Below are 14,351 nucleotides of genomic sequence, written 5' to 3' on the forward strand. Positions count from 1 at the left end.
ACTTTCGCGGGGCCGCACGGGACGAGCTCAGCGTTTGCTGTAAGGCGCAAGCGGATATTCGAGCGACGCTTCCGCGATGGCCTTTGGCGCCACCACCCGCGGCCTGCCTTTCAAACCCTGCAGCATCACCATCGAACAGTGGATGTTCTGGCCGGTCTCGTCGAACTTGGTGTTGTCGCCGTACATCAGGAAAGGCTTCATGTCGGTCGTCTTGAGCGCGCCGTGAATGGCTGGTGACTCCGGCGACGCCGCCCGCGTCACGGCATCTGCGACGATCTGCACCGCCTCGAACGCGCAGCCCGCATTGGCATCGAACCAGTCGCTCGGGTAGTCGGCCGCGAACATCTTCATGATCTTGTCGGTCTCGGTGCCCTTGGGATTGAGCCACAACGCCGACAGAACCGGACCGTCACCGTACTTTCCGAGCGCGTCGTGATACGCCTTGTCCGACACGCCGTTGGAGTTGGGCGAAAACACCATCTTGGGATCCCAGCCCTGCTTGATGCATTCGCGCGCGATCATGATCGCGTCGTTGACGCGCGTGACCGAGATCAAGGCATCGGCACCCGACGCTTTCGCCTTGGCTACTTCCACCGACAGGTCCTTGGCCTTCTCGTCATAGGCAACGTACTGCGCGATCTTGAGCGGAACACCTACCTCCTTCCACGCCTGATCGATGCTGGCCGCCGTCGACTGCCCCATCGTGTTGTTGAGATGGAGAACGACGGCGCTGCTCGGCGGATCCTTCAGCGTGCCGAGCACGGACTTCAGCTCGGCCAGCGATTGCCGCACGATGGTCAGCGACGTGGGGTAATAGCGGAACACTTGGGTGAAGCCCTGCGAAGTCACCTGGGTGGCGCTCGCGATGTGGACCACCATCGGCACCTTGGCGGCCTCGCAGGCCTGCAGCGCCGAAATGGTGGCGCCGGAATCCCACGCGCCGATCAGCACGGTGCAGCCCTGCCGGATCAGGCTCTCGGCGGCAATCCGGCCGTTCTCCGGACGGCTTTGCGTATCGGCGTGAACGATCTCGATGTCGAGGCCGAACTTCTCACGCGCGAATTTGGCGCCGAGATCGATGCCGCGCACGCAGGCCTGACCGGGAAACGCCAGCACGCCGCTGCTGGGCATGATCGCTCCGACCTTCACTTTCGTGGTCGCCGCAAACGATGGCCTTGATACCAGGCCTGCCGCAATTCCCAATCCGCTTCCGACAATCGTCCGCCGCGTGATCCCGCTTCGCTTGGTCATCTCGATGTCCTGTTGCTGAAGGAGTGAACTGTATCTTGACTAGTAGCTTCGTAGGTTTGGGGAGCGACCGCCGACGTCAAAGGCCCATCTCGGCCTTGATCAGCTTTTCCTCGGTTTCGTCGTAGAGAGATGCGATCAGCGACTGATAGCGCTCGTTGATCTGCTTGCGACGCTTCTTCCGCGTCGGCGTCATCACACCATTCTCGAGCGACAGCTCCTCCGGCAGAATGCGGAACGCCTTGATCTGCTCGGCTCGCGCCAGCCTTCCGTTGGCCTTGCCGATCTCCGCCTCGATCAGCCGGTTGACGATCTCGGAGGCTGCTAGGTCGGCGTAACCTGTGATCTTGTCGTCGCGCGACTTCGCCCAGTCCAGTGTGGCGGTAGCATCCACTTCGATCAGGGCGGTGAGATATTTTCGCCCCTCGCCGATGACCGCCGCTTCGGAGATGAAGGGGCTGTGCCTCAGCTCGTTTTCGATCTGAGTTGGGCTGATCGATTTACCGTTCGACGTGTTGATGATCTCCTTCTTCCGGTCGACCAGCTTGAAGATTCCTTCCGGCGACACTTCGACGATGTCGCCGGTGTAGAGCCAGCCGTCGCGAAGCGCGGCCTTCGTTTCGTCCGGCTTGTTCCAATAGCCCGCGAACAATCCCGGTCCACGGACGATCATCTCGCCGTCCTGGAGCACGGCGGTTTCCCAAGCCGGATCCGGCAACGGGACCCCGACGTTGCCGGCCTTCGGCCACTCCGCCATCTGCACCAGATTGGCACCGACCAATTCGGTCTGGCCGTAGCACTCCTTGAGCTGCAAGCCCCACAGCTGCCACAGCGACATCAGCTCGGACGGCATCGCCGCCGACGAGGTGAACGCGACCTTCAGCTCGTCGAAACCGACCTCCGCGAGCAGCGGCAGGAACACTTGCTCGCGGCAGGCCGCGAATAGTTTCGAGACGAAGGCGTCTTCGTGGCCGCCCTGGCGGTCTTCGAGCGCCCTGCGCGCGATCGTCATGGCGAGCGTGTAGTTCTGATCTCCCGCGCCGCCGGCGGGATGCACCTTGCTGAGAATTTGCGTCGCAAAACGCTGGTAGAACCGCGGCGGCGCCATGTAGTAGGTCGGCTTCACCTCTTTGATCGTCTGGGCGAAGTCCGCGGTCGTCTCGCCGAAATAAGGAACTGCGTCGGCGATCAGCGGCAACGTCGTCGCCTGCCCGCGCGCGACGGTATGCGACATCGGCAAATGCACCACCACCCGATGTTCCTCCTCGCGCATGCTGGGGCCGAACAGGGTGATGCAATGAACGCCGGCGAGAATGGAAAGGTGCGTCAGCATGGCGCCTTTGGGGTTCCCGGTCGTCCCGGACGTATAGCCGATGCTGACGACATCGGACGCCTTTGCTGTCGCGCTCTCCTTCTGCAGATAATCATGCGCATCGACATCGTGTGCTCCGACAAAGTCGGCCAGCGACTTGATCGACGCCGTGGCCTCGCCGGTCCAATCCGGGTCGAGCACGATGATGCCGCGGAGCTGCTCGGCCTGATTGGAGGCGATCACGATGCGAAGCTGCTGTTCCCCGCCGACGAACGCGAACTTCGCGCCTGAATCCGTGAGACAGTAAGCCACTTCTTCAGGTGACGAGGTGAAGTACACGCCTACCATGACGCCGCCGGCGCACATCGTGGCCATGTCGGCGATCAACCATTCCTCGGAGGAATCGCCCATGATCGCGACCCGATCGCCGCGCTCGAGACCAGCACGCTGCAGCGCGCTGGCCAGGTTCACGACACGCTGCGCATAGGCGCCCCACGTCATGGCGGTCCAGGCGCCGTGACGCTTTTGTTGCACGGCGATCTTGTCGGGCCGCTCCGCAAGTCGCGCAGCCAAAAGTTGCGCGATGGTCGTATCGGCCAACTGGGCGCCGGATGTAATCGCAGCGACGTTCATCTCATCGCTCCGCGAAACGCTTGCGCTTGGCCGCGAAGGCGGCTACCGCCTCGGCCCTCTCGGGCGACTTGAAGGTCAACATCTCCAGCGCCGCAGAAGTGTCGAGCAGCAGGTGGGCATACTGCTTGATGATCTTATTGACGCTGTACTTGGTCCACACGATCGATTCCTTCGGCCCGCTTGCCAGCAGTTCGGCGTAGTCGATCGCGGCATCGAGAACGTTACCGTCCGCGACCACCTCGTTGATCATGCCGATAGCAGCCGCTTTCTCGGCGGAGATGAATTCGCCGGTCATCAGATAGTGCTTCGCACGCACCGGCCCCATCAGCAGCGGCCAGATCACCGCGCCGCCATCGCCCGCGACGACGCCGGCATTAACGTGCGTGTCGGCGAAACGAGCTGTCGAGCTCGCATAGATCACGTCGCAGAACAGCGCGAGCGTGGCACCCAGGCCGACCGCGACCCCGTTGACGGCCGCGACGATCGGTACTTCGACTTCCAGCATGTTGCGGATGAGGTGGCGACCGCTGCGCGTCGGGGACGGCAGCGTCCCCTTATCCAGCGACTTCTGATCGCCACCGGAGCAAAATCCGCGGCCCGCACCGGTGAGAACGATCGCGTTGACAGCGCTGTCGTGATCCAGCTTGACGAAGACGTCTTCGAGCTCCTCGTGCATCTCCCAGTTGATCGCGTTGAGGATCTCCGGTCGGTTCATCGTGACGATCGCGACGCCTGTGGCGCGCTGTTCGACGATCAGGTACTTGTAGCCGTATTGCGACATTGATTTCACCGCTGGATTACTTGTTCTGGGTCCGCATCAGCCGGATCTGCCCGAGGATCTCCTCGGTCGGCCGCACGACGTTGTTTCTGTCGTTGAAATGCGGGATGACGTAGCGGCCGACCATGTCGATCGCTTCCATGATCTTTTCGTGCGGGACCGAGTCCATGTGCAGCAGCACCTCGTCGATCCCCATGGCCTCGAACTTCTCGATCTGACGAATGACCGTATCGGGGCTGCCGCACACCGTCGTGGCCGACTCGTTGACCAGATAGTCCCAGTCGTTGGCGGCACGCTCCATCGACGGCACGCTCTCTCCCATGTACTTGTAGTCATCGGCAATCGCCGCGAGACGCGGATAGGCATCGGTCGAGATCTTGGCATAGTGCATCAGTGGGCCGGCATAATCCGCCTTGGCCTGCTCGTCCGTTTTCCCGATACCGATGAACAGCGGAATGCCGATACGCGGACGCTGCAGCGGTCCCCCCTCGTCGCGCTTCCAGTTCTTCTGATAGGCACCGATCAGCTTCTGTTGCGCTTCCCAGCCCTGATAGATGTTGCTGCTCATCACGGCGAAGCCCTGCGAGGCCGCCCAGACGTGACTGCGCTCGCTGGTCGCGGCGATCCCGATCACCGGATGCGGCTTCTGCAGCGGCTTCGGAACCAGCTGGCGCGGAGGGATCTGGTAGTACTTGCCGTCAAACGTGAAAATGTCCTGGCGCATCGCCCTTTTCAGCAGCGCCAGTCCTTCTTCCATCTGCGCTAGCGTTTCGTTCGGATCGACGTTGAACGCCCGCATCGCGATGGTGGTGTTGGCGCGGCCGCCGTAGAATTCCATGCGGCCGTTGGACAGGATGTCGGTCACCGCAAGCCGCTCGGCCGAACGCAAGGCGTGGTTGATGCGCTGCGGCATCAGCGTCACGGCTGCGCGCAGCTTGACGCGCGACGTCACCGCGGCCAGATAGCCGAACACCACTTCGGGCGCCGAGCTCGAGATCCCGCCCAGTGCCACGTGCTGCTCGGAGAGCGCGACACAGTCGAAGCCGACTTTCTCGGCCAGACGGACTTCGTCGACGAGTTCGTGAAGCCTGCGCGAGTAACTGTGGCCGACCTGGGTTTCCTGTTCAGACCAGAACCCGAACGTAAGTGCCATGTCTCAATCCTCTTAGCTTTCGAGATGCCAGAGGGTTTCATAGGCGGGGCGATATTTTCGCCCGAAAGCCGCGTTCCGTAGTCAAGCTTTCCGAATTTTATGCTGTCAGTATTCGCAACATGGCAGACGCCGTGGGAATCTTCGCCGCGCAGCGGACGGGCTGACCGTCAACGGCGGGCGCTGTCGTCTCCGGCCTCGCTATCGAAGGTCTTGATCAGCAACTCGGCGACCGCCGCGAGGCACGCTTCGCCGATGCTGTGGCTCGAGCCGAACGGACTTCCGATCACGCCGTTATGCGAAACCGATCGGATGCCGTTCTTCCACATCAGCTCGAGGTCAGCCTCCGACAAGCCGCCAAGATGACCCACCTCGAAGCGGTCCGGTCTGACGCTGTCGGGCCGAATGACCATCATCAGCGACGTCTCGGCGATATCGGCGTGGCCGCCGACAGCCGACACGTCTCCTCCGGCTTCGCGCACCGCATCGCGCCACGTGTCGATCCATTTCGTCGAGTCGACGAATGCCTGGATCGCAACATCCGAGGGGACGGCCCCACGCAAGCGACCGAGCATGTCCTTCAGGACCGGAAAATTGCCGATGTGGCCCGAGTGAATCAGGATGCGCTTGAAGCCGTGCCGCGCCAGGCTCGTGCAATAATCGACACAAATCGCTTCTAGCGTCTCCGGCCGCAGCGAGATCGTGCCCGGGAATGGCAGATGGTGAGACGAGCAGCCGACCCTGATGGTCGGCGCCACCAGCGTGTTGCCGCGGCTGCGCGCGATCCGCTCGGCCAGAGCATCGGCATGATCCGCATCCATGCCCAAAGACAAATGCGGTCCATGCTGCTCGACGGCCCCCAGCGGAATCACCACCGTCGTGCACCCATCGGCCAGCGCCGCGGCGACTTCCTCGTGGCTCATCTGCTCCAGATAGATCTGATCGGGATATCCGCGCGCCATCATTCAGCCCTTACTGTTCCTTGACAAAAACCTCGCACGCACATTAATCGAGCTCTCGTCTGTGACATAGGCGTCGAGGTCGGCCACGGTCATTTCTTCGAGCGCCTGATCACTCATTTGCCTGGTGAGGTTGAGCGATCGTTTGATGGCGTGGAACAGCTTGCGGTCTTTCTGCCGCAACGCGCCGCACACGTCTCGCGCTCGGGACGCGACCTCCTCGGTCGCGACGATCTCGTTCACAGCGCCAATCGCCACGGCGCGCTCCGCGCCGACGAGCTCGCCCCAATACAGCAGCTCTTGTGCCGCCCGCACGCCGAGCTTCTCGACGGCCCGGCGCATGCCTTTGGTCACCGGCAGCAGGCCGTGGTTGATTTCCGGGAACCCGATCTTGCACGCCGCATCGGCCACGACATAGTCCGCATGCAGCAGAAACTCCAGGGCGCCTCCGACCGCATAGCCGCGGACGGCGCAGACGATCGGACCCGGATAGTTCTCCATCGCCACGAGAAGTTCGTGGAAGAACCGGATGCGCGGCCTCGCGACATCGATCCCGACGACTTCCTTGATGTCGCCGCCTGCGCTGAAGAAGCGGTCGCCGCCTCCGGTGAGCACGATGCCGGGCGGTTTCTCGTCATCGGCAAAGCGCCGGATCGCCTCCAGCAACTCGACGATGAGTTGAGCATTCAGCGCATTGGCCGGAGGCCGGTTCATCGTGACCGTGACCAGGTCTTGATCACGCTCGATCAGGAGAACAGTGGCAGTGTTCATAAGTGAGACCCAAGCGAGAGCGGCTGCAGCAGCCGGGGAACGGTGGACCAAGCGGCGGCAACGAGAGCGGCAATGTCCGACGCCTCGCCGAGACGGCGCGCCTCACAATCCCAAATAGGCGCGCTGGACATCGGGGTTCTCGAGCAGATCGCGGCTCGATCCGTGTAACACCACGGAGCCGTTCTCGAGCACATAGCCGCGGCTGCTCAGCGCGAGCGACTTGGCGACATTCTGCTCGACGAGAAGGACCGTGATGCCCTGCTCGTTGAGGGATTTGACGACGCCGAACATTACGTCGGTTAGCGCCGGCGACAGCCCGATCGACGGCTCGTCGAACATCACGATTTCCGGCTTCGACATGATCGCGCGACCGATCGCCAGCATCTGCTGCTCGCCGCCGGAGAGCGTGCCGGCGAGCTGGTCGCGGCGTTCGCGAAGTCGCCCGAACAGGTGATAGACGGAATCAAGCGTGTTTGCCCGGTCGTGCCTGGCCCGCTTTAGCGAGCCTCCGATCAGCAGATTGTCCTCGACAGAGAGCGCACCGAAGATCTGGCGGCCCTCGGCGACCTGAGCGATGCCCATTTCGCAGATGTCCCACGGCGGTCGCCGGGAGATATCGACTCCGTCGAACCTGACGGATCCGCCCGACGACGGCACGATCCCCGCGATTGATCGGATCAGAGAGGTCTTGCCGGCGCCGTTGGCGCCGACCACGCAGATCAGTTCACCCCTGCCGATGCGGAGCGACACGCCGTTCAGCGCATTGGAGCCGTCATAGGCCACGCACAGATGGTCGATGGCGAGAAGCGCGTCGTCAGGCATGGAAGCCGGCTCCCAGATAACTTTCCAGCACCGCAGGATCCGCCACTACCTCCGACGGTTTGCCCTCGGCGATCTTGGCGCCGTGGTGAAGCACCACCACGGTCGATGCCACCTCCATCACGATCCGCATCACGTGCTCGACCAGCAGGATCGTCAGTCCGCCCTCGGCGAGCCTGTGCAGCACGCCGACGACACCGGCCGCTTCGGTCGGACGCAGCCCCGCCATCACTTCGTCGAGCAGCAGCAGCTTGGGGCGGGTCGAAAGCGCCTTCGCCATCTCCAGCATCTTGCGATCGGGCAACGTCAGCTGATCCGTCCGGGCATTCGCCTTGCCGGCGAGCCCGACATTGTCGAGCGACTCATACGCCTTGTCCCGCGCCTCCTTGACGTTCGTCGTCCAGCTGAAGGCGCCCACCATGGCATTCTCCAGCACCGACATATCTTTCATCGGCCGAACGATCTGGAAGGTGCGGGCAATGCCCATGCGGCACACCGCTTCGGGCGGCTCGCGCTCGAGCGAACGCCCCTCGAACAGCACCTGCCCGGCGGTCGGTCTCAGCGCCCCGGCCACGAGATTGAAGCAGGTGGTCTTGCCGGCGCCGTTCGGCCCGATCAGGGCGGTGATGCGGCCCGCCTGCAGTGAGAAGCTGACGTCATTGACCGCGACCAATCCAACGAACGCTCTGGTCAGGTTCTTCACTTCGAGCAGCGCGGTCATTCCTCGACCTTCCGCAGTTGTGGGATCCGGCCGCGCGCCGGCAGCTGGATCGCCCCGTAGAGCCGGACGATCGACGGCCAGATGCCGTCGGGCAGAAACCACACGACCAGGATCAGCACCGCCCCGTAGGCGACGCTGTTCAGTCCGGGGAGCCCCAGGGCGTCGCCGAGAGCTCCCATGGCGTGATGCAGCGGGATTGCGGCCATCGAGCCGACCAGGGGGCCGAACGCCGTGCCCAATCCGCCGACCACGGGGCCGATCAGGACGTCGACCGAGATCGCCATGCCCATGATCGAATCCGGAAAGATCGCGCCCTGCACCAGGCCCAGCACGCCGCCGCCGATCGCGGCCGTCGCGGCCGATATCGAGACCACCAGCACCTTGTGGCGAAACGTCCGTACCCCCAGCGCGCGGGCGGCCTCGTCGTCATCCCGCATCGCCCGCCAGACATAGCCCCAATAGGACCGCGAGATCAGCTCCGTTCCCGCGACGCCGATGGCCGCAAGCGCGAGCGCGACGAAGTAGTAGAACCGCGCGTCACCGCGCAGCATCCCGAGGTCGATCGCGCCGCTCGGCGCCTGATAGAACAGGCCCTGCATGCCGCCGACATAGTCCCACCCGCCGAACAGGATTCGGGCGAATTCGGCGGCTGCGATCGTGAGCAACGCGAAATAGATGCCACGCACCTCGAAGCGGAAGCTCAGCCACGCCAGCACCGCGCCGACGAAGCCCGCAATCACCGCGCCCAGCAGCAGACCGATCCACGGGGTGACGCCGTATTTGATGTTGAGGATCGCCACCGCATACGCGCCGATTCCAACGAACAGCGCGTGACCGATGGATAGCTGCCCGCCGATCCCGAGCATCAGGTTCCACGATTGTCCCATGAAGGTGAACAACAGGACGATCGTCAGAAGCGAGATGACGTATGCGTTGGACATGCCACCCACCACGGCCAGGGCGGCGAAGACCAGAGCGCCGGCGCCCCAACGCTTGATGTCGCTGGCTTGATCAGATGTCCTTTGCACCGAAAAATCCCCTCGGACGGAAAATCAGGATGATGATCAGGAGCGCGTAAGGGAGTGCTGTTTTCATCGACGGCGTGAACATCAAGGCCGCGATCGCTTCGGCGACCCCGATCGTCAGGCCGCCCAGAAGAGCGCCGCCGAAGCTGCCGAGACCGCCGACGATCACCGTCACGAAGGCCAGCAGCGTGAAGTCGACGGCGAGATAGGGCTGCGCATCGAACAGCGGCGAGATCAATGCGCCGGCGACGCCAGCGCAGGCGGTTCCGATGCCGAAGGTCACCGCATAGACCCGAGGGATATTCAGCCCGACCACTAGTCCGCCCAGTCGATTGTTGGCGGCGCTCCGCAGCGATCGGCCGAATGCGGAGTACTTCAGATAGGCTCCCAGTGCGGCGATCAGCAGTCCGGCCGTAGCGGCCGCCTGGATGCGGGCCCAATCCAAGGTGAGCGGTCCCACGCTCACGGTCTGGAAGGACAACTGAGACGCCGTCGGCCGCGGATCCGGACCGAACGACATCAGCAATACGCCGCTGAAAAGCAGTGAGAGGCCGATGAAGACGATGAACTGATAATGATGCGGCCGATTGACGAACCGCTTCACGACGAGCGTCTCTAGCAGATAGCCGAACACGAACATGACGACCGCGGCGATCGCGGCGGCTAAAACGATCGGGACGTCCCAGATTCGAACGGTCCAGTATCCGATGTAGATCCCGAACACGACCATCTCGCCATGAGCGAAATTGACCACGCGCATGACGCCGAAGATGATCGTGAGACCGAGCGCGACGAGCCCGTAAACCAGCCCGATGAGCACCCCGCCGGCGATGACATTGAGCCAGAGCGACAGCATCAGCGACCGACCGCCGATGGATGCGCGATAGAAAGTCTTCGTCTTCCTTGCATGCTGATCGGTTCCATCTTGGCTGTAGCGGAAACGTAGCGGCGCCTGACGTCGTGCTGTGTTTCAGACCGCCTTTGGCGCGGCGAAACATCCGGCGATGTAGACGAGCGACTCACATCCGGCCCTCGTGGTCTGAGCCACCACCTCTCCGGTGAAAATGGTGTGACTACTGTCGCTGTAAGCATTCACCACGCGGCAATCGAAGCTGCAGACCGCGCCGACCAGACTTGGTGCTCCGGTTTTGAGATCGCACCACACACCGTCACCGAAGCGGATATCGCCCTTGCTGCCGTCCTGCCCGGAAAACTTGAGCGCCAGATCGCGATGCTCGACCCCTAGAATATTCCAGCAGAACGACCCACTGCTGAGAATGGTGTCGTGCGCACCGGCAGATCGATTGACGCAAACCAGCACGCTCGGCGGAGCCGCCGACAGCGAGCAGCCCGCCGTCAGTGTCAGACCATGGCGGTTCGGCGCCCGGCCTGTCGTGACGATCGACACGGTGCCCGGCACGCTGCGCATCGCAGCACGGAATGCTGCGGCATCGAGTGGGCTCGTTTCGGACAGCGGCGGTGTTGCGGACGGCATGGCTAAGACCCTTGGATTCATGGGATGGATGCGCCCTGTTTGTCTGGTTGTGAGTCCGGGCATGCAGCGCTGCCCCGGCGAACGTCTGAGCTATCCGGCTGCTTGATAGAACTGGATGACGTTACCGCCCGGATCCCGCACCTTCACCGCACGGCCGTGACTTTCCATGTCCCGGACCGCGCCGACTTGCGCCCCCATGGCTGCGGCACGCTCCATAGCGGCATCGAGGTCATCGACATCGAAGACAAGAACAGCATCTTGCAGCTGGTCCGAGACCGACTCCGTCGGTCCGGCGACGCAGAACGCAGCCGCATCGCTCACGAACTGGATCCACTTGCCGGGATCAGCGAAGCGCACCTTCAGACCCAGGCCTTCGTAGAACTCGGCCAGGCGTCCAGGATCGTTCGCTGTCAAATAGACTTGCTTCAGTTTCACGCTCGACATCCAATCCGTCGCTACCCAAGTGCGATCGTGGGTGGATAGTCGCCCGAGCCTCTCAGCATTACTGCTTGAACAACGCCTGTCACAGAAGCTTCATCAGCATTTTATGCTGTAACGACTTGTCGAGTCGCTAGATCCAACTCTGCATCCGGCCGATCTTTGCCATTTTCTGGTTGACGAGGGTGGGCGTCGTTGCTGCCGAACCTTTTGTCTCGCGCAACGCCCGCGGCATGGTCAGCGACGTGGGACCGGGGCCACACGCGACGACAGGCGGTTGTACGAAACAGGGCAGCTCTCGACATCGAGCTCTGCTGCACGTCCCGTCAAGTGACATGGGGAGCCAATCGATGGAGCGGCGGGCATTACATCTTGACCGAATCCGTGGATCAACGTCGGCCTGCATATCGCATAGGCAAAAAATGTATCGGAAGTAGGCAACTAACCTCCTGATCGCAATGCACAATGCGAAGGTTGACGGTTTTTCGATACAAATCGACGATTTGTCGAAATCCCACAAGCGCAATTGCGGTTAGCTTTTACCACGCGATTGTCATCACGCCGCAAACGACGGTGATACGCCCCGCAGAAGACTGCCATACTTGGGAGATACGCGATGTCGACAACCTCTCTCGACAGAATAGATATCAAGATCCTCAACGAGCTCCAGCAGAATGCGAGCTTGACCAATGTCGAGCTCGCATCACGCGTCAATCTCTCGCCGTCGCCGTGTCTGGCACGCGTCAGAACACTCGAAAAACTCGGCGTGATCGATCGACGGATCGCCCTTCTCGATCCCGCCGTGCTCGGCATTGGTGTAACGGCTTTCATCCAGATCAAGCTGGAAAAGCAGGTCCAGACGTCCCTCGAGAATTTCACCCGATCCATCGACCGGCTGGCCCAGGTAATGGAATGCTATCTCATGACCGGTGAGAGCGACTACATGCTCCGCGTCATGGCGGCCGACATCGAAGATCTCGAAGACCTGATTGTCAACAAACTATCCCGCATTCCCGGCGTCAGCAGCATTCGATCAAATCTGGCCCTCAAGCGCATTTCGCACAAGACCGTGCTGCCGATCGACGCCAATCGGCCGGTCACCGTCAAGGCTTGCGCCACCCCCTCGCGCCCTCTGGAGCGCTCACCAAGACCCCGATACGACCCAACCGGTCCTTTGCTGTCCGATGCGCCGATCGGGCTCGACACCAATCGTCCCAGCTACAGCGTGGAAAGGCTATGAGGCGCCCCGCCATGAGCTCCGGCCAGTTGGCAATAATGGTGAAGTTAAGATCGGCAGAGTGCTCGAGCGGCGCTGCGAGCCTGACAAACTGCACACGACCCAACGCGAGCACCCGTCGGTTCCAGCGAGCAGAGCGACCGAGATGACGGGATGGATCGAAGCGGCCCTGCAGGCGCTCGCCGACGGCGAAATCGTCGTGGTCACCGACGACGACGATCGCGAGGGCGAAGGGGACCTCGTCGTTGCCGCCTCGCGGTGTACGGCTGAGAAGATGGCCTTCATCATTCGCCATACATCGGGAATCGTCTGCGCTCCGATTACCCTCGAAGACGCGAGACGCCTGCGGCTTGACCCGATGGTTGTCAACAACGACTCGCCTCACACCACGGCGTTCACCGTGTCAGTGGACTACCGGCCGGATAACGGTACGGGCATCTCGGCCGAAGAACGGGCCTCGTGCTGCCGTGCACTCGCCAACCCCAACGTCGGCGCCAGCGATTTTTGCCGGCCGGGCCACGTTTTCCCGCTGATCGCAAAAGAAGGGGGCGTACTCATGCGCTCGGGTCACACCGAGGCCGCCGTCGACCTGTGCAGACTGGCAGGTCTCGAGCCGGTCGGCGTCATCAGCGAACTGATGAACGACGATGGCTCGGTGATGAAGGGTCCGCAAGTCGCGGCGTTCGCCGACAAGCACAAGCTGAAACAGGTCACCATCGCAGACCTCATCAGCTTCCGGCAGGCCCGCGAGACGCTGATCGAGCGCGTCTCGAGCGTCACGGCGGAGAGCTCGATCGGCCCGCTCCAGGGCTATTCGTATCGCTCGCCGTTCGACCCCATTCATCACGTCGCCTATATCTACGGAGAACTGGGCGACGGCACCAACGTCCTCACGCGCTTCTACAAACCCAACATCCTGCGCGATTTGTTCTCGGGTCAGGAACAGGCCAAGATGAACGTCATTCTGCAACGCTTCAAGGACAATGGCAGCGGCGTGCTCGTCTATCTGCGCGACGGCGCGGCGGGCGTTCCGCCTGCGCCGCTCTGCCCGATCAGTTCGCGCGAAGACGACCGTAATCGGCAATGGCGCGAGATCGGCGTCGGCGCCCAGATCCTGCGGGATCTCAAGATCAGCTCCATCCGTCACCTCACGTCATCGACGCATCACTTCAAGGGACTGTCAGGCTTCGGCATCGAGATCGTCCGAAACGAAGCGCTCTAACTCCAGCCATCCGCGTTTCGAAAGTCCATTGAGCGCGTCCCGCACCTCAGGCATCCGGCGAAGCTTGCAGTTCGTCTCGCGGCAGGTCTCCCCCGGGCCAGTCTGGCCGGCCTCGCGCTCGGAGAAGTAGCGCGCCGGCGATTTGCCAAGCGCCTTCTTGAACATGGTGATGAACGCGCTCCCCGACTCGTAGCCGAGCGCCCCGGACACGGACTGAAACGTGTCGCCAGCAGAGCGCGCTTGACGAACAGGAAATGCGCGACAACAGCGTTGAACCCGCGAACTTTCAAAATTGCCGAACGCTTGATGGCAATCGCACAGGAGCTGTTGCCTGCTGGCGCAATCTGCGGTCCAGATATCTCGCCCATCCAAATGATCAAGTATCGTGCAACGGGGTCCGAGATCGGCCAGTCCGGTCCATCATCGGAGCCACAGAAAACCGATAGTCTTGCGATTTCAATACTTTATCCTATGTTCTCAATGGGATGAACCCTGAACATGTGCACTCCAAACTAGTCGAAATTGCACACGTTTGTACCTGTT

General features: G+C 62.2%; 14 protein-coding genes and 1 pseudogene. 2 read left to right on the top strand and 13 right to left on the bottom strand.

The features are described 5' to 3' along the window. Nucleotides 1-27: 27 nt before the first annotated feature. The 12 genes from RAD10_RS17170 to RAD10_RS17225 form a co-directional block, all read right to left on the bottom strand. Complete coding sequence (locus RAD10_RS17170; RefSeq protein WP_183231460.1) at nucleotides 28-1,251, bottom strand: ABC transporter substrate-binding protein; 1,224 nt, start codon at nucleotides 1,249-1,251, stop codon at nucleotides 28-30. Between the two features lie 76 nt (nucleotides 1,252-1,327). After that, the gene (locus RAD10_RS17175; protein ID WP_461618452.1) at nucleotides 1,328-3,193 is read right to left on the bottom strand and encodes an AMP-dependent synthetase/ligase; all 1,866 of its coding nucleotides are present in this window, start codon (nucleotides 3,191-3,193) and stop codon (nucleotides 1,328-1,330) included. Nucleotide 3,194: 1 nt separating this feature from the next. Beyond that, complete coding sequence (locus RAD10_RS17180) at nucleotides 3,195-3,974, bottom strand: enoyl-CoA hydratase/isomerase family protein (RefSeq protein ID WP_461618453.1); 780 nt, start codon at nucleotides 3,972-3,974, stop codon at nucleotides 3,195-3,197. A gap of 16 nt (nucleotides 3,975-3,990) precedes the next feature. Then, nucleotides 3,991-5,124 (bottom strand): LLM class flavin-dependent oxidoreductase, encoded by a 1,134-nt coding sequence (locus tag RAD10_RS17185; RefSeq protein WP_092252338.1) that lies wholly within the window; start codon nucleotides 5,122-5,124, stop codon nucleotides 3,991-3,993. A 167-nt stretch (nucleotides 5,125-5,291) separates the two neighbouring features. Further along, nucleotides 5,292-6,086, bottom strand: coding sequence for a creatininase family protein (locus RAD10_RS17190; protein ID WP_210311180.1), 795 nt, complete (start codon nucleotides 6,084-6,086; stop codon nucleotides 5,292-5,294). Further along, nucleotides 6,087-6,851 carry an enoyl-CoA hydratase/isomerase family protein gene (locus tag RAD10_RS17195; RefSeq protein WP_461618454.1) on the bottom strand — a complete coding sequence of 255 codons (765 nt, stop codon included), beginning with the start codon at nucleotides 6,849-6,851 and terminating at the stop codon, nucleotides 6,087-6,089. It lies immediately after the preceding gene. Nucleotides 6,852-6,953: 102 nt separating this feature from the next. Then, nucleotides 6,954-7,673 carry an ABC transporter ATP-binding protein gene (locus RAD10_RS17200; RefSeq protein ID WP_461618455.1) on the bottom strand — a complete coding sequence of 240 codons (720 nt, stop codon included), beginning with the start codon at nucleotides 7,671-7,673 and terminating at the stop codon, nucleotides 6,954-6,956. Then, complete coding sequence (locus RAD10_RS17205; RefSeq protein ID WP_092252330.1) at nucleotides 7,666-8,391, bottom strand: ABC transporter ATP-binding protein; 726 nt, start codon at nucleotides 8,389-8,391, stop codon at nucleotides 7,666-7,668. Before RAD10_RS17205 ends, RAD10_RS17200 begins: the two co-directional genes overlap by 8 nt. Further along, nucleotides 8,388-9,419, bottom strand: a complete 1,032-nt coding sequence (locus tag RAD10_RS17210) for a branched-chain amino acid ABC transporter permease (protein ID WP_461618456.1) — start codon at nucleotides 9,417-9,419, stop codon at nucleotides 8,388-8,390. Before RAD10_RS17210 ends, RAD10_RS17205 begins: the two co-directional genes overlap by 4 nt. Then, entirely contained in the window at nucleotides 9,403-10,272 is an 870-nt protein-coding gene (locus RAD10_RS17215) for a branched-chain amino acid ABC transporter permease (RefSeq protein WP_461618457.1), read from the bottom strand. The genes RAD10_RS17210 and RAD10_RS17215 overlap by 17 nt, the downstream gene beginning before the upstream one ends. A gap of 114 nt (nucleotides 10,273-10,386) precedes the next feature. Beyond that, entirely contained in the window at nucleotides 10,387-10,974 is a 588-nt protein-coding gene (locus RAD10_RS17220) for a flavin reductase family protein (protein ID WP_461618458.1), read from the bottom strand. A 27-nt stretch (nucleotides 10,975-11,001) separates the two neighbouring features. Beyond that, nucleotides 11,002-11,355: a VOC family protein gene (locus RAD10_RS17225; protein ID WP_183233617.1), complete on the bottom strand. Its 354-nt coding sequence runs from the start codon at nucleotides 11,353-11,355 to the stop codon at nucleotides 11,002-11,004. Between the two features lie 676 nt (nucleotides 11,356-12,031). On the opposite strand from RAD10_RS17225, the gene RAD10_RS17230 reads away from it, so the two are divergent. Then, on the top strand, nucleotides 12,032-12,589 hold the full coding sequence (locus tag RAD10_RS17230) for an Lrp/AsnC family transcriptional regulator (protein WP_240536499.1): 558 nt from the start codon (nucleotides 12,032-12,034) through the stop codon (nucleotides 12,587-12,589). Nucleotides 12,590-12,731: 142 nt separating this feature from the next. After that, a complete protein-coding gene (gene ribB / locus RAD10_RS17235; RefSeq protein ID WP_461618578.1) occupies nucleotides 12,732-13,808 on the top strand; it encodes a 3,4-dihydroxy-2-butanone-4-phosphate synthase in 1,077 nt (358 codons plus the stop codon). Here the strand turns inward: ribB and RAD10_RS17240 are convergent. Next, nucleotides 13,767-14,042 (bottom strand): annotated as a pseudogene (locus tag RAD10_RS17240) (AraC family transcriptional regulator); the annotation flags it as partial. The gene ribB and the pseudogene RAD10_RS17240 sit on opposite strands and share 42 nt — an antisense overlap. Nucleotides 14,043-14,351 lie beyond the last annotated feature (309 nt).

The organism is Bradyrhizobium sp. 23AC, from assembly GCF_054863025.1.